Below are 23,543 nucleotides of genomic sequence, written 5' to 3'. Positions count from 1 at the left end.
TAGAGGAGGGAATAACATGCAGACCCCTGTTTCTGTCAATGAAAAGAAGGAATTCATCCGGTGGTTTTTAAACCATTATCAGTTAAAGCGAAGAGAGTGTGTTTGGATATTAAATTATTTAATGAGTCACGACTCTTTGATGGAAAAGGTTCATTTTGTAGAGCAAGCAGAATTTTGCCCAAGGGGAATCATTATGTCAACACACTGTGTGGATGAAGTTCCCTTTAGATTTTATAAAGAAAACATCATGACGACAGATGCTGAAAAGTCATTTCATGATATTCGCTTGAATAAACAGCAAGATTTGTTTATTCAATTGAATTTCCGTTCTGCTTATCGTTCGCCGGAATATGCAGCTGTGCTTGAAACAAATCCTCATATTCCAAAGGATCTTTATGAGAACGAAAAAGATAAGGATCTTGCAGAGAAAGTACTTGAACACTCAATCGCAACTTTCCAAAAAGAACGACTTATGAAAGAGATAGATGAAGCACTTGACCGTCATGATCAAGAAACATTTAATAAGTTAGCAAGAGAATTAAGCCTTTTGTCATAAACTGAACGCATAAGCCTTGCCATATCCAGGCAGGGCTTATGTCATGAAAGAGGGGAAATTGATGAAGTTTCACGCGGAGGATGCGGATCGCTTTATACAATCTAAAGATTACATTGATACCGCTATCATTCCATTAGTTGGAATAGATGCGAATCAAATCAAGCAAACCGTATCTTTAGGGGAGTTTACTATTCTTGTAGCAGAGGAACTTGAAAGGCAGCTGAAAGGGCGGGTCTTTCTTTTTCCATCACATACATATGTAGAAATCAATGATCGAAAACTAGAAGACATCTTCACGATGAAGAAATCGCTTGAAGATCATTTTCAGCATGTCGTATTGATCTCATCTGATCACGGGTGGAAAGAGCATGCGCCCGTTAGTGATTCACTATTTTTATTAAAGCCGGTTCCGCTCGAGCATTTAAAGGTAGAATTAAAGCAAAAAATCGTTCAAGACAGTGTGGAACAAATTTTGAACTTTTTGTTACAAAAGTGGAACCCTTCATAAAAACCCTTACATTTGCATTGTACATAGCTTTTTAGGCTGTTGACCTTGTGAATAGATTGATATATTATGAGGGTGTCCTAGTTTTATGAAATTTTTTCTAATTCAGTTATAAAGTAGCTGACGACCTGAGGGGGGGAGAAAAAAATGAGCGAGAAGAGACATGGAGTGTCCAGGCGTCAATTTTTGAATTACACGTTGACCGGCGTGGGGGGATTTATGGCCGCTGGAATGCTCATGCCTATGGTTCGCTTTGCGCTTGACCCTGTGCTAAAAGGAACAGAGGATCAGGATATGGTTCAAGTTGTCAGTGTAGATGAACTGACGAAGGAACCGAAGCGCTTTGACTTTAAAATTGATCAAGTAGATGCATGGTATGAGTCAAAGGAATCTAGGTCAGCATGGGTGTACAAAGAAGGGGATGAAATTGTCGCTTTATCGCCAATCTGTAAACATTTAGGATGTACAGTGAACTGGAACAGTGATCCGAAAAATCCAAACAAATTTTTCTGCCCATGCCACTATGGGCTGTACGACAAGGATGGTACAAACGTACCCGGAACTCCGCCACTTGCACCGCTTGATCATTATAAGCAGCAAGTGAAGGACGGATACCTCTATCTTGGAAAAGCTGTGCCGAAAGGGGAAGGGTAACGATGCTTAACAAGATTTATGATTGGGTAGATGAGCGGCTGGACATTACACCAATATGGAGAGATATTGCGGATCATGAGGTGCCTGAGCATGTCAATCCAGCACATCATTTCTCCGCTTTTGTGTACTGTTTTGGCGGTTTAACGTTTTTTGTGACAGTCATACAAGTCCTTTCGGGCATGTTTTTAACGATGTATTACGTGCCGGATATTAAAAACGCATGGGAATCTGTTTATTATTTACAAAATGAAGTGGCATTTGGTCAGATTGTCAGAGGGATGCACCACTGGGGTGCGAGTTTAGTTATTGTCATGATGTTTTTACATACGCTAAGGGTCTTTTTCCAAGGGGCGTATAAAAAGCCTAGAGAGCTCAACTGGATTGTAGGTGTGCTCATTTTCTTTGTCATGCTTGGACTTGGTTTTACAGGTTATCTCTTACCATGGGATATGAAGGCGCTATTTGCGACGAAGGTTGGTCTTCAAATTGCAGAAGCGACACCTTTCATTGGGAAAGAGATCAAAACGCTGCTTGCAGGTCATCCTGACATTGTAGGGGCACAAACGCTGACGAGATTTTTCGCTATCCATGTCTTTTTCTTGCCAGCGGCATTATTTGGGCTGATGGCTGCCCACTTTATTATGATTCGTAAGCAAGGAATTTCTGGACCGCTATAAAAAAGTTGCGTTTGATGAATGTTCAATGAGGAGGGGATGACTTTGCATAGGGGAAAAGGGATGAAGTTTGTCGGAGACTCTAGAATTCCGGCAGAAAGAAAACCTAACATACCTAAAGACTATTCCGAATATCCGGGAAAAACAGAAGCCTTTTGGCCGAACTTTCTTTTAAAGGAATGGCTTGTAGGTGCCGTTTTTTTAATTGGATTTCTTGTCCTAACTGTGGTTCATGCACCTCCGCTTGAGCGGATGGCTGATCCAACAGATACCGGCTATATTCCGCTGCCAGACTGGTATTTCCTATTCTTGTACCAGTTATTAAAATATGAATTTGCTGCAGGTGGCTATACGGTAGTTGGTGCGATGATTATGCCTGGGATTGCGTTTGGTGCACTGTTGCTCGCACCATTTCTTGATTCTGGTCCTGAACGCAGACCGTATAGAAGACCGGTTGCAGTGGGGATGATGATCCTTGCAGTCGGCGCAGCAACATATTTAACATGGGAGTCTGTTGCTACTCATGATTGGGAAGCAGCGGCAAAGCAAGGTGAAATTAAGAAAGAAGCAGAGATTGATACCTCGGCGGCAGAGTATAAAATTTATCAGGAGCAAACATGTATCTCCTGTCATGGAGATAACATGCAGGGCGGAGCAGCCGGACCGTCACTTGTTGACAACGGTCTTGCACCTGAAGAGATTGCTAAGATTGCTGTTGAAGGAAAAGGTAATATGCCTAAGGGTATCTTTAAAGGCAGCGATGAAGAACTTGAAAAGCTGTCTAAATATTTATCTGAGGTCAAATCTAAATAATTCAGTTGTTTAAATGCAAGTACAAGGATATACTCAAAAGAGAAAAAGCTGGCGCTGTCAGCTTTTTTCTGATTTTATTAGATTGTGAGTGAAGAGACGTATGAGATGGATTCAATATCTGCTAGCCACACGCTATATGCTTGTGCTAATCCTGATAATTAATTTCCTTGGCACTGTGTACGGCTACTTTTGGTATATTCCACAGCTTGTTGAAACGCCAGCTATCTTTTTAGCTTTTGTTCCAGACAGTCCAACGGCAAGCTTTTTCTTTTTATTTGTTCTACTTGCGTTTTTGATGAAACGTAACGCTCCTTATTTTGAAGCACTTGCCCTCGTAACCTTAATTAAGTACGGGTTATGGGCTGTAGGGATGAATATCTTTGTCCTTTTATCTGTTGATGACTTTCCGTGGGAAGGATACATGCTGATTGGCTCCCACTTTGCGATGGCGGTTCAAGCCGTATTGTTTGCACCGTATTATCGTTTTAAAATGCGTCATTTGGTCGTAGCTGGCATATGGATCTTACATAACGATGTGATTGATTATGTATTTGGTATGATGCCGCGTTATTCTATGCTGTCTGCCTATACAAACGAGATCGGCTACGTCACGTTTTGGTTAAGCATTGCCGTTCTTCTTGTTTCATATTATCTGGTCCTATCGAAAAAATCGATCAAGCTTGAACTCCCTTAACAATATTGGTCTAACCTTGTCCTTTTCTTCATACGCTGTATGGAGAAGGGCTAGGAGGGACTTGCATGAAACGAAAGCCAATCGCGATAATTCTATTATTTTTTCTCGTATTACAGCCATCTGTTGCCAAAGGCGAGGAAACAGCCGCTAGTGTGCTGCAAGAATTAACGGAACTATCAGATTCAATCTTTCAATTAACGAGACAAGCTAAATATGATGAGGCGTTACAGGTCGCATTGTATGTTGAAAAGACATTTAAAGCTGAGAATTGGCGCGGAACGCTGACAAATACGCAGATTCGACAAATTACAGTTGGCTATCAAGATATCATAAAAGGGCTGCCGCAGGAAGAATTGAATGAGCGCGAAAAGCTTCGCTATGCCTCACAGTTTAGAATGCTACTCGATGCGATCCAGTCAGACTCTGAGCCACTTTGGGGTTCGCTGGAGAAGCCCATTATGGGGTCTTTTCCTACATTGAAAAAAGAAGTGAAGGATCCGGAGTCAACGACGTTTTATGAAACTTGGAATGAGCTAGTTTCTTTATACGATATGATCTATCCGAGTTTAACCATTGATGTTTCGCCTGAAAAGCTGCAAACGATTAAGCAACACATGGAAGTGATTGAGCAAGGTGAATTTTTAAAAGCATCAAGTGGGACAAAGCTTGAGCGCCTCACAAAGCTTGAAGAAGATTTATCGAGTGTGTTTGCTCACGTGGATCAAGATGAGGCTGACCCATCGCTTTTATGGGTCATTTTAACAACAGGAAGTATCATTTTATTAACGTTAACGTATGTAGGATTTCGGAAATACCGTGCTGAGAAAGAGAAGAAACAAAAACGACAAGCTGATTATCCGAAATCATAAAAAAGAAGCACCATTTTTGGGCTTCTTTTTTTAATGCGGATTAAGCGGCTTTTTGTGTTCATCTAATGTGAAGCCTTCCCCAAGTACATCATGGACGTCACTGACGGATACAAACGCATGAGGATCGACTGAGGTCACGACGCTTTTGAGATGGACAAGTTCATTTTTCGGGACGACGCAATAAAGGACGTTGCGCTCCTGTTTTGTATAAGAACCAACCCCTTTTAAAACGGTGACACCTCGCTCCATTTCCTCTGTAATCTTCTTTTGAATGATGTCATCTTTTTCAGATATGATCATGGCGCCTTTGGCTGCGTAAGCGCCTTCTTGCATGAAGTCAATGACCTTCGCAGCAACAAATACTGCGACGAGCGTATACATGGCTTCTTTGTAATTTAAATAAGTAAGAGAAATCGTAATGACGCAAGCGTCGAAGATGAACATTGTTCGCCCCATAGCCACTTGATAATGCTTGTTGATGAGTCTTGCGATGATGTCAACACCACCGGTAGTACCACCGAACTTAAAGATGATTCCAAGGCCTGTTCCGATAAACACACCAGCAAAGAGCGCGGCAAGGGCCAAATCGTGCTGAAGAGGCATATGTATTTGAAAGCGCTGGAAGATGGCGAGAAAGACAGAAAGACTGACGGTGCCTACAATTGTATAAGTAAACATGGTTCTGCCGAGCATTTTCCAGCCGATAAAAAAGATCGGAATGTTTAAGACAAGGTTTGAAATGGATGGGTCAATGTGGAATAGAAAATATAAAAGCAGTGTAATACCTGTAAATCCGCCTTCCGCCAAATTGTTCTGCATATTAAAATGAACAAGACCGAAAGAAAAAATCGCAGATCCTATTAAAATAAATACGATATTCTTAAGACGAATTTCTTTTAGCAAGAGACCACTCCTTTTTTTGCTTAGACAGCGATAATATTATATGGTATGGGAGAGAAACAAGCAAACTGAGTTTTAAACATTTGTCAAATATTTATGATTTCGCTAACATGTAAGAGATGGATAGGAGGATGAGCTTCATGACGAATGAAAAAACGCTGCGTTACGTGCAGCAAGAAGTAGATGATTACATAGGACAATTTAAAGAAGGCTATTTCAGCCCGCTTGCCATGATGGCCCGCCTGACAGAAGAATTAGGCGAGCTAGCAAGAGAGGTCAACCATTACTATGGAGAAAAGCCGAAAAAAACAACGGAAACAGAAAAAAGCATGGAAGAAGAAATTGGCGATGTTTTATTTGTGTTAACATGTCTCGCTAATTCACTAGATATATCATTAGAGGAAGCACATGATCGTGTGATGCATAAATTCAATACTAGAGACAAAGACCGCTGGACGAAAAAAGAAGGGAAGTAGAGACGATGACGAATCAAACCATCAAAGTAGTAATCGCTGGAGCAAGAGGGAGAATGGGGATAGAAGCTGTGAAGCTGGCAGAAGAGACGAGCCATTTTGAGCTAGTGGCAGCCCTTGATCACGCGCACGAAGGAAAAAAATTATCTGATGTGATTCATACAACATCTGAGGCGCCAATCTATACAGATATTGATGTGTGTCTTTCAGAGACAGCACCTGATGTCTTAATTGATTTGACGACACCAGAAATAGGAAAAGTACATACAAAAAAAGCGCTTGAACATGGCGTACGTCCAGTCGTCGGAACCACTGGATTTTCTGAAGCTGATCTGAAAGAGCTTCAGCAATTAACAGAAGAAAAGGGCATAGGCTGTATTATTGCACCAAACTTTGCTGTCGGTGCGGTCTTAATGATGAAGTTTGCCAAAATGGCAGCAAATTACTTTCCTGACGTTGAAATCATTGAGCTTCACCATGATAAAAAACTAGATGCTCCAAGCGGTACTGGTCTTAAAACTGCTGAAATGATTGCAGAAGTTAGAGAAAGCAAAAAGCAAGGACATCCAGAAGAGAAAGAAATAATAGAAGGTGCACGAGGCGCAGATTATGACGGGATCCGCCTGCACAGCGTAAGGCTTCCAGGTATGATTGCACATCAAGAAGTACTATTTGGAATGGACGGACAGACGCTCACCATTCGTCATGATTCTTATAACCGCGCCTCATTTATGTCAGGTGTAAAGCTTTCAGTTGAACAAGTCATGCACATTGATCAACTCGTCTATGGTTTAGAAAATATCATTGACTAATAAGGAGTGGATTCCTGATGAACATTGCTTTAATCGCTCACGATAAGAAAAAAAGTGACATGATCCAATTTGCCATTGCGTACCGTGATATATTGGCAGATCATACACTTTACGCAACAGGGACTACAGGTTTGAGAGTGAAAGAAGCGACGGGGCTTCCCATTCATCGTTTCCAGTCAGGCCCGCTTGGAGGAGATCAGCAGATTGGTGCTTTAATTGCTGATAATGCAATGGATCTTGTGCTCTTTTTTAGAGACCCGCTTACCGCGCAGCCGCATGAACCAGATGTATCTGCACTCATTCGGCTTTGCGATGTGTATACGATCCCACTAGCCACCAATATGGGGACCGCAGAAATTTTAGTCAGGAATTTAAATAAAGGTACGTTTGATTTTCGAGATGTAGCAAAAAACGGAGGAACAAATGAAACGACTTGATATCCTTGCTTTCGGAGCCCATAGTGATGACGTAGAGATCGGTATGGGCGGAACGATTGCAAAATACGTAAAAAAAGGGGCGCGTGTCGGAATTTGCGACTTGACCCAGGCTGAATTATCTTCAAATGGAACGGTAGAGAGCCGTCAAGAGGAAGCAAAAGCGGCTGCCGCCATTTTAGGCGTGTCAACGCGAATCCAGCTCACGCTGCCAGACAGAGGGCTTTATGTAAATGACGAAGCAATGAAGGACGTTGCAAGCGTGATTCGTACATACAAACCGAAACTCATTTTTGCTCCGTATCACCAAGATCGGCATCCAGATCATGGTCATGCGGGTACACTTGTTGAAGAAGCTGCTTTTTCGGCAGGGATACATAAATTTGAAGATTCATACAAGCAGCCTGCGCATAAAGTAAGTCAGATGTATTATTACATGATTAACGGTCACCATCGTCCAGATTTTGTGATTGATATTTCTGAGGAAATGCATCAAAAGATTGATAGCTTGCATGCGTATCAAAGCCAATTTGTGAAATCTGCGAATTCAGTTGAGACACCTCTTGTGAACGGATATATTGATTTTGTCAAAATGAGAGAGTCTATGTATGGAAGGGAAGTCAATAAAGCTTATGCAGAAGGGTTTATCACAAAGAAACCACTTTTGATTGATGACGACTTACTTGGGGGGTAATTATGAAAAAACTAAAGGTCGGAATCACTTGTTATCCAAGTGTCGGCGGATCGGGCATTATTGCGACGGAACTTGGAAAACGTTTAGCTGAAAAAGGGCACGATGTTCATTTCATTACCTCAAGTATTCCGTTTAGGCTCAATAAAGTGTATCCGAATATTTATTTTCATGAGGTGGATGTCAATCAATACGCTGTTTTTCAATATCCGCCTTATGACCTTGCATTAGCAAGTAAACTGGCAGAAGTCGCAAGACGAGAGAAGCTTGATATTATTCACGCGCATTATGCGGTGCCTCACGCCGTCTGTGCGTACTTAGCGAAGCAAATGACTGGACACTCTGTAAAAGTTGTCACGACGCTTCATGGGACGGATATTACGGTTTTAGGCTATGATCCATCATTAAAGGAAGTCATTCGCTTTGCAATTGAATCATCAGACCGGGTAACAGCGGTGTCGCATTCATTAGCTGCGCAGACGTACGACCTCATCAAACCGAATAAAAAGATCGAAACAATCCATAATTTTGTCGATGAGCGTGTATACTTGCGTGATGATCACAATGTGCTGAAGAGACACTATGGTCTTTTAGATCATGAAAAGGTCGTCATCCATGTATCGAATTTCCGCAAGGTGAAGCGGGTGCATGATGTCATTCATGTATTTAAAAAAATCTCTGAACAGGTGAATGCAAAACTGCTGCTCATTGGGGATGGTCCTGAAAAATCGGTTGTTTGCGAACTCGTGAAAAAGCTGGGACTAACAGATCGCGTGTTATTTTTAGGAAAGCAAGAGAAAGTAGAAGAGCTGTATTCCATCAGTGATTTGAAGCTGCTTCTATCTGAGAAAGAGAGCTTCGGACTAGTGCTTCTTGAGGCAATGGCATGTGGTGTCCCATGTATTGGGACTGATGTTGGCGGAATTCCAGAAGTCATTACACATGGGGAAACAGGTTTCCTTGTCCCGCTCGGTGATATAGACGCGGCAGCTAAACACGCAGTCTCTATACTCAAAGACAAAGCGCTTCATGAGCAAGTGTCGGCGGCGGCCCAGTCTAGCGTTCAAGCCCATTTTTCTTCTGAAAAAATTGTAAGTGAATATGAAGAGCTTTACCTAGAATTGATCGAAGGTGATGATGAACATGAATGAACCATTCACACATGCGATCCCTATTTTACATACACTGCACGAACATGGATATCAAGCTTACTTTGTCGGCGGAGCAGTGAGAGATGTCCTTTTAGGCAGGGAAATCGGCGATATCGATATAGCAACGGATGCAACGCCTGATACGGTCGAGTCTTTATTTGAAAAAACAGTTGATGTTGGCAAAGAGCATGGCACGGTCATAGTGTTACATGATGGGATGAGCTATGAGGTGACGACGTTTCGAACTGAATCAGAATATGAAGATTTTCGCAGGCCGAAAGAAGTGGCGTTTATCACATCCTTGAAGGAAGATCTTTTAAGAAGAGATTTAACGATCAATGCGATGGCCATGGATATAAATGGAGAAATCATTGACCATGTTGGGGGCAAACAGGATATTGAGCGGAAACGAATTCAAACCGTAGGAGATCCTGCGTGCCGCTTTCAGGAAGATGCGCTTCGTATGATGAGAGCGGTCCGTTTTTTAAGCCAGCTTGGCTTTGAGCTCGCTGCAGAAACGGCTGAAGCAATGGAAAAAGATAAGCATCTCCTTGCCAACATATCCGTTGAACGCAAAAAGATTGAAATGGAAAAGCTTTTAAAAGGACGTTATTGTGAGCGGGCGATCAAAGTGCTCATTTCTACCAAATTATACGAAGAATTGCCGGGACTCGAAAAGGATCGTCTGCAAGACTCCTTTCAGACATTTCCGTATTATTTACTGGATGGGCTGGAAGAAGTATGGGGGGCTGTCATCCATTTACTTGGCTTAGATGAAGAGAAGGCCGTGCTTTTCTTAAAAGAATGGAAGCTGTCAACAAAGCTATTAAAAGACGCGGTCGCCATTAGCCGATACGTCGATTGTGAATGGAATGCCGAAAAGATGTTTGAAGCTGGTGAACACGTGCTTTTATCTAGCTTGAAAATTACACAGCTAAAACACGAGCGGCGCATTTTCTTTGACGAGCTGGAGGCTGCCAAGAGTTCTTATGATGCACTGCCGATTAAAACGCTTCAAGACCTTGCTGTTTCAGGAAAAGATTTAATGGCCTTTCGGCAAAAGACATCAGGTAAATGGATCGCAGAAGAGCTTGATATGGTGAAAAAAGCCATTCTGCACAATCATTTGGAAAACCGAAAAGAAGCCATAGAGGAGTGGCTTACCACATGCGATCAGCAATTAGAAAACGATTAATTGAACTATTTACAGCATCTAACCAGGACTTTGTCTCGAGTCAGCAAATATGTAATGAGCTTGGTTGTTCTCGAACGGCTGTTTGGAAGCATATGGAGGACTTGAGAAAAGAGGGTTATGAAGTAGAAGCTGTCAGAAGAAAAGGTTATCGTCTGCTTCGTAAACCAGACAAAATTAGTGAGGACGAAATTCTATTTGGTCTAGACACAGAGAGTTTTGGCAGACACATATATTTTCAGAAAGAAGTTGCATCCACCCAGCTGATTGCCCATGATCTTGTAAATGAAGGTGCACCCCACGGCACGCTCGTTGTCAGTGATCACCAGACAAACGGAAAAGGCCGCCTTCAACGGGCGTGGCATTCACCAAATGGGACAGGCATCTGGATGAGTCTCATTCTACGGCCAGAAATTCCGCTGCATAAAGCGCCGCAGATGACGCTTTTGGCATCTGTCGCCATCGCAGAAGCCATTGCAGACCGAACAGGACTCAGACCATCGATTAAATGGCCAAATGATATTTTATTAAATGGCAAAAAAGTCGTTGGCATTTTGACTGAATTAAAAGCAGAGGCGGACCAGGTTCATGCGGTGATTATTGGACCGGGCATTAATGTGAACCAAACGGCTGATGATTTTCCTGATGAACTAAAAAATGTCGCCACGAGCCTGCGAATGGAACTGAATGAAAAAGTGGATCGTGCTGCGCTCATCCAACAGATCATGTCCACCTTTGAAAAAAGATATGCTGATTATATAAAGCATGGATTTGCGCCCATTAAACAATTATGGGAATCGTATGCGATGACAATCGGTCAGCATATTGTGGCCCGCACCGTCAATGGGCAATACACTGGAAAAGCGCTCGGAATCAATGAAGAAGGTGTATTATTGCTTGAAACGGAGGAAGGGATCCAAAAAATCTACTCCGCAGACATCGAGATCAAGTCAACTTAAGTGGAACACCCGGAACAATTTTGATATACTTCGTGTGGGCAGTATCTGAAAAGAGCTGTACCTGTTAGAAACAAAAATTTGATCAATTTCTGCCTTGATCCTAAGGGACTTGGACAGAGGGATGATTCGCCGCGCATGAGAGATCAAATCATGTGATGTGAGGCAAACCATCTCCTCTCCAGAATGAGGAGGAACAGATGAAGACAAAGCTAGATTTTTTCAAAATGAAAGAACAAAACGAACCAATTGTGATGCTGACAGCATACGACTATCCATCTGCAAAACAAGCAGAAAAAGCGGAAGTCGACATGATCTTAGTTGGTGATTCACTTGGGATGGTTGTACTTGGACTCGATTCGACAATACAAGTCACGATCGATGACATGATCCATCACACAAAAGCAGTGAAAAGAGGCGCAAAAGACACATTTATTGTGACGGATATGCCATTTATGTCTTATCATTATTCATTAGCAGAAACATTGAAAAACGCAGCACGCATCATGCAAGAAAGCGGTGCGGATGCCTTAAAACTAGAAGGCGGAGATGGTGTATTTGATTCCATTCAAGCTCTCACAAGAGGCGGGATTCCTGTCGTCAGTCATTTAGGCCTTACACCTCAGTCAGTTGGAGTACTTGGCGGTTATAAAGTGCAAGGAAAAGACCACGAAAGTGCGCAGAAATTGATTGAAGACAGCTTGAAATGTGAGGAAGCTGGTGCGATTGCACTTGTTCTTGAATGCGTACCTGGTGAACTGACAAAACGAATTACCGACATGCTGAAGATTCCTGTGATCGGGATTGGTGCAGGGGCTGAGGCAGACGGACAAGTTCTTGTTTACCATGATGTGGTAGGATACGGGGTGTCTAGAACACCTAAGTTTGTGAAACAATACGCGCAAATTGATACAGTATTAGAAGAAGCGCTTATTCAATATACGAAAGAAGTAAAAGCACACACATTTCCAGAAGACAAGCATACATTTCATATCAAAGAAGAAGTCCTTGATGGTTTATATGGGGGGATCAAAAAATGAACGTTGTCACCCATATTCACGAGTTGAAGGAATTGATTAAGCAACATCAAGAAAAGCAGCATTCCATTGGCTTTGTCCCAACGATGGGCTTTCTTCATGAAGGACATTTGACGCTTGCGAAAGAAGCAAGGGATCAAAATGACCTTGTAGTCATGAGCATCTTTGTCAATCCTCTGCAATTTGGCCCGAACGAAGACTTTGAATCCTATCCACGGGATATGGAAAGAGATCAGCGCCTTGCAAAAAAAGCAGGGGTAGATATTTTATTTACACCTGATGTGAAAGAAATGTATGCAAATGAACCATCAATCACGATGACGGTTCGAAAGCGGACGGATGTCTTATGCGGGAAAAAACGTCCGGGACATTTCGACGGCGTTGTTACTGTGCTTACAAAGCTATTTCATCTTGTAGCACCAACAAATGTATACTTTGGTCTAAAGGATGCACAGCAAGTCGCTGTGATCGACGCGATGATCAAGGATTTCTTCTTTGATCTTCACCTTGTCTCAGTACCGACAGTTAGAGAAGAAGACGGTTTAGCGAAAAGTTCAAGAAATGTGTACTTGTCTGATAAAGAAAGACAAGAAGCACCTGCTTTGTACCGCGCACTGAAAAAAGGACAGTCAGCGATTGAAAATGGTGAACGTGACGTCAGTCGCATTTATCAGTTGGTAGAAGAGGATATTCTTCAAACAAGCGGGGAAATTGATTATATTGAAATTTACTCCTATCCAGAGCTTGAGCCGCTTCAGCAGTTAGCAGGTCAGGTCATCATTGCGATTGCGGTGAAATTCTCACGGGCAAGACTGATTGATAATGTCATATTCCATGTTCCTGAAAGCGGTGAAAAGCATGTATAGAACCTTTATGACTTCTAAACTTCATAAAGCGACGGTAACAGAAGCAAACTTACATTATGTTGGAAGTATTACCATTGACGAAGATTTACTTGATGCGGCAGGTATGATGGCAAATGAGAAAGTACAGATTGTCAACAATCACAATGGCGCGAGACTTGAAACATATATAATTCCGGGTGAAAGAAAGAGCGGGGTCATTTGTCTAAATGGCGCAGCAGCAAGATTGGTTCAGCCGGGTGATGAAGTGATTATTATCGCTTATGGAATGCTCTCAGAAGAAGAAGCAAAGACGCATACACCAAAAGTGGTCGTGTTAAATAAAGAAAATCAAATTGAACAAATGATTGGGCAAGAGCCTGCGAGAACGATTTTATAACGCATGCTCCAATGAAACAGAACAGTTTAAGAAAAGAAGCTGTTCTGTTTCAGCTATTTTTGCCCAGAGCGTGTTTCACTTCGAGTGAAACAAGGAATTGAGGTGTCCATTTTATGGCCGATCAAAGGTTTGTTGTCGTTGATATTGAAACCACCGGAAATTCACCCAAAAAGGGTGATAAAATCATTCAAATTGCTGCGGTGGTCATTGAAAATGGACAAATTGTCGAACGGTATTCAAAATATGTGAACCCGGGAAAACCGATCCCAGGATTTATTGAACAGCTGACAGGCATTCAGCAGCATATGGTTGACGATGCGGTGTTTTTTGAGGATATTGCCCAAGAGGTGTATGATCTCATTCAAGGCGCTTATTTTGTTGCGCACAATGTTCATTTTGACTTGAATTTTTTAAATGATGAACTAAAAGCATGCGGGAAAAATGAGCTGGATGTGCTAGCGATTGATACAGTTGAAATTTCTAGAATTCTTTATCCAGAGCTTGAAGGCTATAAGCTCACTGAATTAAGCGAAGAGCTCATGCTTCCACATGACCACCCGCACAGGGCGGATAGTGATGCGGAAGTTACTGCTATGTTATTTTTAACCTTACTCCATCAATTAACGCATACACCGCAAAATGTGCTAAAGCAGCTGCGTAGATTATCCTCTTATCTTTTAAGTGATATAGGACTTTTAATCCAGCAGCTTGAAACGAGTGATGCTAGCCGCGAAAATTCATTGGTAGAAGTCGGCTCTTTTGCTGTTAAAGATGTCACCAATTCTGAAAAGGATACGACATATTCAGTAGGGGAAGACGATGAACAGCTGTTTGAGAAGATCAAAAAGAAGCTGCCCCAAACAGTGGAAGGCTATGAAGTAAGAGAAGGCCAGCTCAAGATGATGAATAAAGTGAGAGATGTGTTTCATGAAAGAGCTTATGCTTTAATTGAAGCGGCACCAGGTATCGGAAAAACGCTCGCATACCTCATACCAGCTGCATTAGAAGCAAAGAAATCAGGAAAGCCTGTTATTATTAGTACATATTCCATTCTTTTGCAGCAGCAAATGCTTCAGCGCGATGTGCCGATTTTAAATCAATTGCTCCCATTTGAACCAGCAGCCTGTGTATTTAAAGGTCGGGCGCATTATATTTGCTTAGATAAGTTTGAGCATGTACTGCATGAGGAAGATGATAACTATGATGTGGTCTTAACGAAAGCGCAAATATTAATGTGGCTCCTTGTAACAGAAACGGGTGATTTATCTGAGCTAAATTTACCGTCAGGAGCTGCCAATATAAAAGACCGGATATCGTGTGTGCACATGCCGTTTACATCGAAAAAGCGCCGCTTTAAAGAATACTGCTTTTATGAGCGTGCGAAAAGAAGGGCCAAAACAGCTGATTTAATTTTAACAAATCATCGCCTGCTCTTATCACAAACGGAGGCATCATCTATCTTTCAGCATGCAGACGTTTATGTGATTGACGAGGCTCACCAATTTGAGAAAACAGCCAATGAAACGTTAGGGGATAGCACGTCTTATATCCAGCTTCATGCAAAATTAACGCAGCTTGGCTCCTTACAAGGTGGTTTGTTAAAGAAGCTGAAAAAAAGATTTCACGCTGCCGGCTTACAGACGGACACCTTTATCGAAATGGATGAGTATCTTCATCAACTTCAAATGGAAAGTGACGCCTTTTTTAGTACCGTCCATTCTTTTGTCAAAAGGACAAAACCAAAAGCAGACATCAATCGTCTCATTCATAGAGTACGTCATCAGTCGAAGCATGCGCAGTGGAAACGGATTAAAGAGACGGCAAGTAAGCTTTGTTCCTTGTTAATTGCTTGTGAAAAGCTGTATGAACAGCAAAAAAGCGAGCTTCTTCAAAAAAGTGATCAACTGACAGAACACTTTGCGTTTGAAGCAGAGGAATACGATCAAGTGATGTCGTTTATGCAAACATTTTGCAGTACGCTGTACCGGTTCATTTTTGAACCGAAAAACGATGAAACGGTTTGGATTGAGATTGATGCAAAGGGTGCCAAAAATGCTGTCTTTATGCATGCACAGCCGCTAGATACTGGAGAGCTTTTAGCAGATCGCTTTTTTATGAACAAAAAAAGTGTTGTCCTCACATCAGGGACACTTACAATCAATGGTCGCTTTGATTATTGCTTAGAACGATTTGGTCTGCAGGACTTTTATCCGCATCTTGTACAGATTGAATCACCGTTTGAACTTGAAAAACAGCTTAAGGTGATTGTACCAGCTGATATGCCGCCGATTACGAACCGTGATGAGCGCGACTATGTAAAGCAATCAGTACGGTACATTAAGATGATGGAAAAGCAGCACCAGGCGAAGATATTGGTGTTGTTTAATTCACATGAGATGTTAAAAGCAGTATATGATGAACTGAAAACAGAAGGGATGCAAGCTGCCCTTTTTGCTCAAGGTTTGACGGGTGGTAGTCCTGTTAAATTAACGAAGATGTTTAAATTAGCAAAACATGCGATTTTACTTGGTACGGGTAGTTTTTGGGAAGGTGTCGATTTTCCTGGATCAGAGCTGACAACAGTCATTATGGCACGTCTTCCGTTTCGACCGCCTGATTCACCGCTTATTGAAGCAAAATGTGATGCCGCTAAAAAACAGGGCAAAAATCCGTTTAAAGCCGTTGCTCTCCCAGAAGCTGTGTTAACCTTTAAACAAGGTGCAGGACGCTTGCTACGCTCTGAAAAAGACATAGGCACATTGCTCATTTTGGACCGCCGAGTGAAAACCGCGTCATATGGAAAGCTATTTTTAGAATCACTCCCTCACGCGCCGGTTCACGAGATGACAAGAGAATCACTTGAGGCGTATATAGAGGAGCTCAACAACGAAAAGCCGCTGTCATAAGCGGCCTTTAGCTGGTGTGGGTTTGGAGTTAATTTATCGTAACGGCTTTTTGTGTTCCGTTGTAAAAATAGTATCGGTTCCCGCGCCGAAAAGTATGACTAACAATATTTACGTACCGAGGAGGAATTAGAAGTGGAAAGTAAAATAGAGGTACTTTCAACTGTTCACATTAAACATTCAGAGGACCTGTATAAAATTGTTGACTTATTGAACAGAACGCTTAAAAGGGAAGATCTCATGTTTGGACTGGCATTAGATCAAGAAGATCAAAATCAAGCGATATTTACAATATATCGTACATAGGGGAAGCTTGACATGAAAAAAATAGTTTGGATCATCTCATCTGTTGTGGCTTTCGTTTTGCTCATTGGCATCATCAGCTTTACATGGATTTATCAGATTGCCATGGGGCAAAAAGAACAAGGTCATGAAACGGCGATTGAACGAGCAAAAAAACAAGCAGACATCGTACAAGTGGAGCAAGTAGAAACCTTTGTCGGAAAAGAAAAACAATTTATTGTTGAAGGGAAAAACAAACAAAATGAAACAACCTATGTTTGGGTACCTGCCAGCAAAAAAGAAAAAGTGATCGCAAAAAGGGCAAAAGATGGTGTAACCTCAAATCAAGCAGTACAAGCTGTTCAAAAGGAGAACACGGTCTCTAAGCTAAAGGACGTTCAATTAGCAAGAGAAGGTGATGTACTCCTTTGGGAAGTGACGTACTTAAATGAAAACAATCAATACAGCTTTAGCTATGTCGATTTCTCGACAGGACACGTAGAAAAAAATGTAACACCATAGTTTCTCCTGTCTTGCGTTGACCATGCTGATTTAGAACGGTTATAATAAAATGTATGAAAAAAGAATCACACCTATCGAAAAGGTGAGCTTCTTTCTGGCTTTGGAGGGAATTATGTTGAAAACAACGATTAATCAAGTGTTCAAACATGTCGATGAAGATGTAACCATCGGCGCATGGATTGCCAATAAACGTTCAAGCGGTAAAATTGCATTCTTGCAGTTGCGTGACGGGACAGGCTTTATTCAAGGAGTCGTAGTAAAAGCAGAAGTAGAAGAGGAAGTCTTTAAGCTTGCAAAATCAGTCACTCAAGAAACATCTGTCTATGTGACAGGACAAGTAACAAAAGACGAGCGTTCACCTCTTGGTTTTGAATTGCAAGTGAAATCCATTGAAGTGATTCATGAAGCAACTGACTACCCGATTACACCAAAAGAGCATGGAACAGAATTCTTAATGGATCACCGTCATTTATGGCTTCGTTCTAAAAAGCAGCATGCCATTATGAAAATTCGTAACGAAATCATTCGTGCTACATATGAATTCTTCCATCAAGAAGGCTTCGTGAAAGTAGATCCGCCAATTTTAACTGGAAGTGCACCTGAGGGCACAACGGAGCTGTTTGCGACGAAATATTTTGATGAAGACGCGTACCTTTCTCAAAGTGGACAGCTTTACATGGAAGCTGCTGCTATGGCACTTGGGAAAGTATTCTCTTTCGGCCCAACATTTAGAGCTGAAAAATCTAAAACAAAACGCCATTTAATTGAGTTTTGGATGATCGAGCCTGAGATGGCTTTTGTCGAATTTAATGAAAACCTTGAGTATCAAGAAAACTATGTGACTCATGTGGTTCAAAGTGTACTTGAAAACTGTAAAGTGGAACTGCATACACTTGGCCGTGATACAGCAAAACTAGAAAATATCAAAGCACCATTCCCGCGTATCACTTACGATGAAGCCATTAAATTCTTGCAAGAAAAAGGATTTGACGATATTGAATGGGGAGATGACTTCGGCGCGCCTCACGAAACAGCGATCGCTGAAAGCTACGATAAACCAGTGTTTATCACTCACTACCCAACATCATTAAAACCATTTTACATGCAGCCTGCACCAGATCGTGATGATGTCGTTCTTTGTGCAGACTTGATTGCACCAGAAGGCTATGGAGAGATCATTGGCGGTTCTGAGCGTGTTCATGATCTAGAGCTTCTAGAAGCAAGATTGAAAGAACATGGACTAGATCAAGAAACTTACAAATGGTACACAGAATTAAGACAATATGGTTCTGTCCCGCATTCAGGTTTCGGTCTTGGACTTGAACGTACAGTTGCTTGGATTAGTGGAGCGCCGCATGTGCGTGAAACCATTCCTTTCCCAAGATTATTAAACCGTTTATATCCTTAAGACGTGAAAGCCTCCAACATATGGAGGCTTTTTCAAACGTTTTTGAAGGAGCACGTGAAATAAAACGTGATATACTTAAAGTGAAGAGGTGTATCCGATGAATAGGCAGCAATTTATTAATATGCAGCAAATGGGGTCGACCAGTTTGCCTAATTTGCTGATTGCTCATTATGAGCAGTTAGGACTGAATGAATCACAAATGATGGTGATGCTTAAGATTAAAATGAATGAAGAACAAGGTGTGTTCTTTCAAACATTTGAAGAGCTTTCCCATGGGATGACCATTTCAGCTGAAGAGAGTGCGTATATGGTTCAGCATTTAATTCAAAAAGGATTTATTTCGATTCAGCCGTTTGAGGACGGATCTGGTATTCAGCATGACCGTTACTCAGTTGAGCCATTATGGGGCGTGTTGTATGACTTTTTAGAAGCAAAACAAGCGAAGGAAGGTCAAAAACTCCATGTACAGGCTGAAAAGTCTTTATATGCTTTATTTGAAGATGAATTTGGCAGACCGCTTTCTCCTCTTGAAGGAGAAACACTCTCCATCTGGATGGATCAAGACCATCATGATGCTGAAATGATCCGCCTAGCATTAAGAGAAGCGGTGTTATCGGGAAAATTAAATTTCCGTTATATCGACCGAATTCTGTTTGAGTGGAAAAAGAAAGGGCTGAAAACAGCAGAAGAAGCAAAAGAGCATAGCCAACACTTCCGTTCTCAGCAAAAAGTGCCACCTTCAAAAGAAGAGACGTCAACATATAAGCGACAAGTTCCTTTTTATAATTGGCTGGAACAATAACCAATAAAGGAGAAGTCATGTTATCAAAAAAACAAATCAATGAATGTTTAGATATTATAGGAGATATGTTTCCAGAAGCTGAGTGTGAGCTTGTTCATTCCAATCCATTTGAACTTGTGATTGCTGTAGCACTCTCTGCGCAGTGTACAGACGTGCTTGTCAACAAAGTGACCAAAACGTTATTTCAAAAATATAAAACACCAGAAGACTATTTAAGTGTACCGCTTGAAGAATTGCAGCAAGATATTCGTTCGATTGGTCTTTATCGAAATAAAGCCAAAAATATTCAAAAGTTGAGCAAAATGCTAATTGAAGAATATGGCGGGGAAGTGCCTAAGGACCGGGATGAGCTTGTGAAGCTTCCTGGGGTGGGCCGAAAAACAGCAAATGTTGTCGTTTCGGTCGCTTTTGGGGTGCCAGCAATTGCAGTCGATACACATGTAGAACGTGTCAGCAAGCGACTTGGAATCTGCCGCTGGAAGGATTCTGTTCTCGAAGTAGAACAAACCTTAATGAAGAAGGTACCAGAAGAAGATTGGTCTGTGACGCATCACCGCCTCATCTTTTTTGGCAGGTATCACTGCAAGGCCCAGCGTCCGCAGTGCGAATCTTGTCCACTTCTTGATATGTGTAGAGAAGGGCAGAAGAGGCTGAAAAAAGGATTGGTGAAGCTGGCATGAGCGGGGCCGTTGTTTTTTCCTCATATGTCGAAAAACTAAAAGGGAAAAAGATAGAGATGAAAGGTGATCGAATGGACATCCTTAGAGAGCATCCACTCGCATATGATCTATCATCAGAACGTTTAACAGATGAGCTTCCATGGCAGAAAACAGAAGAATTTGTTCCTGTGATGTTCGAACTATGGAATGAATTAAAAGAAAAAATGCTTCCTCGTTTTGAAACAAGAAAGTCTCGGTGTGAAGAAGATGATATGCTGCAAGGGATTGTCAGTATGATTGCGGTGTTTTACTGGATCAAAGGGGAGAGAATACAAACGCTTGAATGGGAACATATTAAGCAAGAGACATTTCCCGTTGCCCCTATTAATTGGACAGAACGTTTAGAGTTCATTTTGCTAAAACCAACTCAATATCACTGCTTTATTCAACTAGACGAGCTATACACAGAACTAAAAAAGCAGTATGGAAAATATGAAGCACTTAAAAAGATTAGACAAAAGCGTTAAAAAAAGCACTTGCCACATAGGCAAGTGCTTTTTCATTATTCATTTTCTTTTCGATTAGGAGAAGTTGATTGCGAACTTGAGCTTTGTGTGTTCGTTTTCGTATCATCTTTCTTTTTATCTTTACTGTCAGTTTGTGAGTTGCTGTTCCCATTTGTACTGTCTGAGCCATCATCGGAAGAACCATTATTTCCATTTTCCGTATTTCCGCCTTGATCCTGATCTTTATCTTTGTCTTGATCTTTTTTATCATCTGGCTTTTGCTCATCAGTGCCTGGGGGTTGATTTTTGTTATCGTCAGTCTTGTCTGTCTGCTCGTCATCAGGCTGCTGCGGTTCTTCTTCTTCTTTGTTCTCATCATCTGCTTTTTCTTCTTCGTCTTCATCATCCTTGATGGTGAGGAAGGTAGAAGCTGCTTTACTTGTAACATCCTCTACAGTGGCTGTTACTTGGAATTTATAAGTAGAGCCAGGCTTCACATCAGAGATGACCGCTTCTTTAGCAGAACTGTTTTGAATGTCTTTATAGCCGCCGTTATCAACCGCTTGTTTTACATTAAATGTAGCATCTGCGTCGTCATCATAGCCCCAAGTCAGTGTGATGGATTTTTTCTCTTCATCATACACTGCTTTTAAGTCAGAAGGCTTATCGGCTTCTTTCTTTTCATATGTGTCAGACACTTTTGTCGGAACCGTTCCTTTTACAAAGTATTCTGTTGTCTTCTTATCGCTCGGTGTATTTGGTCCGGCTAATTTCGCTGGATCCGATCCTTTTTCAACCGTCGCTTCAACGACACTGTCTGGTTTTTCAAATGAGCCGCTTCCATCATCAATTTGAGAAATTAATCGCTGGAAGACGATTTTGGCAACACGCTGCTCATAATCTGTGAGCCACATTTTGCCGTCCGCATCTTTTGAATTACCGATTCCAGTCCAAACGGCTGCTGTATATTGCGGCGTATAACCAACAAACCACGAATCTTTCGCACCGCCAGAAGGAATATTGTATTTATTAATATCATCTTGTGTAAAGTTCGTTGTACCTGTTTTACCAGCAACTTGAACGTTCGGTACTTGTGCAAGTGTACCAGTTCCAGATTGGACAGCAGTTTTTAGCATATCTGTGACCATAAAGGCTGTGTAGTCACTCATAGCCGCTTTAGAATCTGGTGTCAGGTCAAGCTTTGTACCGTCATTAAATTCAACAGACGTGACAGCATGCGGTTCGTTATAATATCCATTATTACCGAATGCACTAAAGGCCCCAGCCATTTTTAGAGAGGACACGCCATCGTCAAATCCACCGATTGAGTAAGACTCAGGAATGTCAGACGGTAAGTCCATACCTAAGTTGTTAGCAAATTGAACGGCATTGTCTGTGCCAGCTTCTTGGAAAGCCTTTAGGGCAGGGATGTTTCGTGATTGTGCCAAAGCACTTCTCATCGACATTTTCCCTAAATGTCTTCTGTCAAAGTTATTAATCGGTGTACCGTTTGAGTACGTATACGGCGCATCATCAATTTGCTGGTACGTTGACCATTTTTTGTTTTCAATGACAGGACCGTAATCTAAAATGGGTTTAATTGTTGAACCTGGCTGACGTTTTGCATCAGTTGCATAGTTAAAGCCGCCGGCTGGTACATCACGTCCACCGCCAATAGCTCGGATTTCACCATTTTTTGTATCAAGCAAGGTGACACCCGCCTGCATACCTTTCGTAAATCCAACAGAATCCCCATTGATAATATCATCTAGATGATCCTGAGCTTTACGATCGAGTGAAGTATAGATTTTTAATCCATCTGTTGATACATCTACTTTGGCTTTTTTCTGTACTTCTTCCATGACTTCTTCAATATAAGCAGAGTACTTACTTGAGTTCTGGCTCTTATATTTATCAGCAGGCACTACGGTCTTTTTGACAGGAGTTGCTTTTGCCACTTCATATTCTTTCTCTGAAATATAGCCTTGTTTTTTCATGAGGCCTAACACGATATTACGACGTTTTTCTGCTGCCTCAGGATTTTTCACTGGGTTATAAGCAGAAGGGCTCTGCGGCATACCTGCAAGTGTGGCAGCCTGTGCAACAGTTAGCTTATTTAAATCTGTCACGCCGAAAAATTGTTCAGCCGCTTTCCCAACACCGTAAGCATAAGGCGAGAAGAAAATGCGGTTTAAATACATTTCTAAAATTTCATCTTTAGAGTACTTTTGCTCAAGCTGAATCGAGAGCCATACTTCCTGTACTTTACGTTTTAACGTTTTTTGATTGGTAAGTAGAGTGTTTTTCACAACTTGCTGTGTAATTGTACTTCCACCTTCAGCTCCAAAGCCGTCCTCAACGTTTGCGACAAGGGCACCGCCAATACGGATTGGATCAATCCCGTGGTGTTTATAAAAACGTGCATCTTCCGTTGCAATAAATGCTTCTTTTACCACATCGGGTATATCTTTAATCGAGACATACGTTCTTTTTTCCGCACCGACTTCTGCAAATACTTTTTTGTCTATGTCATAAAGCTTTGAAGAATAAGGTGTTTTGAGCTTACTATCATCAATTGAAGGAGCGCTTGATGCAAAAACGGCAAAAGTTGTGATTCCGGCCACTAGACATAGAAGACCGACCACGAGTAAAGATAAAAATATTTTTTTAAATAGACCTGCTTTCTTTTTGCCTTTTTTGTTCTTTTGCTTCTTATTGTTTTCTTGACTTGCTTTACGTCGCTGTTCACGACTTGTAAATTGATCAGACATCACATCTCAACCTTTCGTGTTAAACCTTTTTCGAACG

At 41.6% G+C, this 23,543-nt stretch carries 26 protein-coding genes; 24 read left to right on the top strand and 2 right to left on the bottom strand.

The window, feature by feature from the left end; genetic code table 11:
- Positions 1–16: 16 nt before the first annotated feature.
- From MKX52_RS10025 to ypjB, 7 genes are all read left to right on the top strand, one after another.
- Complete coding sequence (locus tag MKX52_RS10025; protein WP_003215573.1) at positions 17–556, top strand: ReoY family proteolytic degradation factor; 540 nt, start codon at positions 17–19, stop codon at positions 554–556.
- 61 nt (positions 557–617) lie between these two features.
- On the top strand, positions 618–1,064 hold the full coding sequence (locus tag MKX52_RS10020) for a YpiF family protein (RefSeq protein ID WP_342490641.1): 447 nt from the start codon (positions 618–620) through the stop codon (positions 1,062–1,064).
- 144 nt (positions 1,065–1,208) lie between these two features.
- The gene (locus tag MKX52_RS10015; RefSeq protein WP_007500911.1) at positions 1,209–1,715 is read left to right on the top strand and encodes a ubiquinol-cytochrome c reductase iron-sulfur subunit; all 507 of its coding nucleotides are present in this window, start codon (positions 1,209–1,211) and stop codon (positions 1,713–1,715) included.
- 2 nt (positions 1,716–1,717) lie between these two features.
- Complete coding sequence (qcrB, locus tag MKX52_RS10010) at positions 1,718–2,392, top strand: menaquinol-cytochrome c reductase cytochrome b subunit (RefSeq protein WP_003215804.1); 675 nt, start codon at positions 1,718–1,720, stop codon at positions 2,390–2,392.
- Positions 2,393–2,434: 42 nt separating this feature from the next.
- Entirely contained in the window at positions 2,435–3,202 is a 768-nt protein-coding gene (locus MKX52_RS10005; RefSeq protein WP_012010369.1) for a menaquinol-cytochrome c reductase cytochrome b/c subunit, read from the top strand.
- Between the two features lie 100 nt (positions 3,203–3,302).
- Positions 3,303–3,896, top strand: coding sequence for a DUF1405 domain-containing protein (locus tag MKX52_RS10000; protein WP_342490640.1), 594 nt, complete (start codon positions 3,303–3,305; stop codon positions 3,894–3,896).
- A gap of 65 nt (positions 3,897–3,961) precedes the next feature.
- Positions 3,962–4,765 (top strand): sporulation protein YpjB, encoded by an 804-nt coding sequence (ypjB, locus tag MKX52_RS09995; protein ID WP_119125043.1) that lies wholly within the window; start codon positions 3,962–3,964, stop codon positions 4,763–4,765.
- Between the two features lie 30 nt (positions 4,766–4,795).
- Here the strand turns inward: ypjB and MKX52_RS09990 are convergent, their stop codons facing one another.
- Positions 4,796–5,668, bottom strand: a complete 873-nt coding sequence (locus MKX52_RS09990) for a YitT family protein (RefSeq protein WP_012010366.1) — start codon at positions 5,666–5,668, stop codon at positions 4,796–4,798.
- Between the two features lie 137 nt (positions 5,669–5,805).
- Between MKX52_RS09990 and MKX52_RS09985 the strand changes: the two genes are divergently transcribed.
- The 17 genes from MKX52_RS09985 (at position 5,806) to MKX52_RS09905 (ending at position 20,756) form a co-directional block, all read left to right on the top strand.
- The gene (locus tag MKX52_RS09985; protein WP_012010365.1) at positions 5,806–6,141 is read left to right on the top strand and encodes a nucleotide pyrophosphohydrolase; all 336 of its coding nucleotides are present in this window, start codon (positions 5,806–5,808) and stop codon (positions 6,139–6,141) included.
- Between the two features lie 5 nt (positions 6,142–6,146).
- Positions 6,147–6,950, top strand: a complete 804-nt coding sequence (gene dapB / locus MKX52_RS09980; RefSeq protein ID WP_342490639.1) for a 4-hydroxy-tetrahydrodipicolinate reductase — start codon at positions 6,147–6,149, stop codon at positions 6,948–6,950.
- Positions 6,951–6,967: 17 nt separating this feature from the next.
- Complete coding sequence (gene mgsA, locus MKX52_RS09975; RefSeq protein WP_012010363.1) at positions 6,968–7,387, top strand: methylglyoxal synthase; 420 nt, start codon at positions 6,968–6,970, stop codon at positions 7,385–7,387.
- A complete protein-coding gene (gene bshB1, locus MKX52_RS09970) occupies positions 7,374–8,078 on the top strand; it encodes a bacillithiol biosynthesis deacetylase BshB1 (protein ID WP_012010362.1) in 705 nt (234 codons plus the stop codon). Before mgsA ends, bshB1 begins: the two co-directional genes overlap by 14 nt.
- A gap of 2 nt (positions 8,079–8,080) precedes the next feature.
- On the top strand, positions 8,081–9,226 hold the full coding sequence (gene bshA / locus MKX52_RS09965; protein ID WP_012010361.1) for an N-acetyl-alpha-D-glucosaminyl L-malate synthase BshA: 1,146 nt from the start codon (positions 8,081–8,083) through the stop codon (positions 9,224–9,226).
- Entirely contained in the window at positions 9,219–10,421 is a 1,203-nt protein-coding gene (locus MKX52_RS09960; RefSeq protein WP_342490638.1) for a CCA tRNA nucleotidyltransferase, read from the top strand. Before bshA ends, MKX52_RS09960 begins: the two co-directional genes overlap by 8 nt.
- A complete protein-coding gene (locus tag MKX52_RS09955; RefSeq protein WP_342490637.1) occupies positions 10,394–11,377 on the top strand; it encodes a biotin--[acetyl-CoA-carboxylase] ligase in 984 nt (327 codons plus the stop codon). The genes MKX52_RS09960 and MKX52_RS09955 overlap by 28 nt, the downstream gene beginning before the upstream one ends.
- A gap of 197 nt (positions 11,378–11,574) precedes the next feature.
- On the top strand, positions 11,575–12,414 hold the full coding sequence (panB, locus tag MKX52_RS09950) for a 3-methyl-2-oxobutanoate hydroxymethyltransferase (RefSeq protein WP_144521266.1): 840 nt from the start codon (positions 11,575–11,577) through the stop codon (positions 12,412–12,414).
- On the top strand, positions 12,411–13,277 hold the full coding sequence (gene panC, locus MKX52_RS09945; protein WP_342490636.1) for a pantoate--beta-alanine ligase: 867 nt from the start codon (positions 12,411–12,413) through the stop codon (positions 13,275–13,277). The genes panB and panC overlap by 4 nt, the downstream gene beginning before the upstream one ends.
- The gene (gene panD, locus MKX52_RS09940) at positions 13,270–13,653 is read left to right on the top strand and encodes an aspartate 1-decarboxylase (protein ID WP_034620444.1); all 384 of its coding nucleotides are present in this window, start codon (positions 13,270–13,272) and stop codon (positions 13,651–13,653) included. The genes panC and panD overlap by 8 nt, the downstream gene beginning before the upstream one ends.
- 113 nt (positions 13,654–13,766) lie before the next feature.
- Positions 13,767–16,559 carry an ATP-dependent DNA helicase DinG gene (gene dinG, locus MKX52_RS09935; RefSeq protein WP_342490635.1) on the top strand — a complete coding sequence of 931 codons (2,793 nt, stop codon included), beginning with the start codon at positions 13,767–13,769 and terminating at the stop codon, positions 16,557–16,559.
- A gap of 132 nt (positions 16,560–16,691) precedes the next feature.
- Positions 16,692–16,862, top strand: a complete 171-nt coding sequence (locus MKX52_RS09930) for a YpmA family protein (protein WP_003215469.1) — start codon at positions 16,692–16,694, stop codon at positions 16,860–16,862.
- Between the two features lie 12 nt (positions 16,863–16,874).
- Positions 16,875–17,360: a cell wall elongation/penicillin-binding protein regulator TseB gene (gene tseB / locus MKX52_RS09925; RefSeq protein ID WP_012010354.1), complete on the top strand. Its 486-nt coding sequence runs from the start codon at positions 16,875–16,877 to the stop codon at positions 17,358–17,360.
- Between the two features lie 115 nt (positions 17,361–17,475).
- Complete coding sequence (asnS, locus tag MKX52_RS09920; protein ID WP_088001079.1) at positions 17,476–18,768, top strand: asparagine--tRNA ligase; 1,293 nt, start codon at positions 17,476–17,478, stop codon at positions 18,766–18,768.
- A 97-nt stretch (positions 18,769–18,865) separates the two neighbouring features.
- Positions 18,866–19,570, top strand: coding sequence for a DnaD domain-containing protein (locus tag MKX52_RS09915; protein WP_342490634.1), 705 nt, complete (start codon positions 18,866–18,868; stop codon positions 19,568–19,570).
- 17 nt (positions 19,571–19,587) lie between these two features.
- The gene (gene nth, locus MKX52_RS09910) at positions 19,588–20,250 is read left to right on the top strand and encodes an endonuclease III (protein WP_012010351.1); all 663 of its coding nucleotides are present in this window, start codon (positions 19,588–19,590) and stop codon (positions 20,248–20,250) included.
- Positions 20,247–20,756: a YpoC family protein gene (locus MKX52_RS09905; RefSeq protein ID WP_144504629.1), complete on the top strand. Its 510-nt coding sequence runs from the start codon at positions 20,247–20,249 to the stop codon at positions 20,754–20,756. The genes nth and MKX52_RS09905 overlap by 4 nt, the downstream gene beginning before the upstream one ends.
- A gap of 35 nt (positions 20,757–20,791) precedes the next feature.
- On the opposite strand, the gene MKX52_RS09900 is transcribed toward MKX52_RS09905, so the two are convergent.
- Positions 20,792–23,506 carry a PBP1A family penicillin-binding protein gene (locus MKX52_RS09900; RefSeq protein WP_342490633.1) on the bottom strand — a complete coding sequence of 905 codons (2,715 nt, stop codon included), beginning with the start codon at positions 23,504–23,506 and terminating at the stop codon, positions 20,792–20,794.
- Between the last annotated feature and the right edge of the window lie 37 nt (positions 23,507–23,543).

This window comes from Bacillus sp. FSL R5-0422, from assembly GCF_038610765.1.
In the GTDB taxonomy this organism is placed as follows: Bacteria; Bacillota; Bacilli; order Bacillales; family Bacillaceae; genus Bacillus; species Bacillus pumilus_O.
The sequence above is the reverse complement of the archived record's forward strand: the minus strand, read 5'-3'. Positions and strand labels throughout refer to the sequence as shown.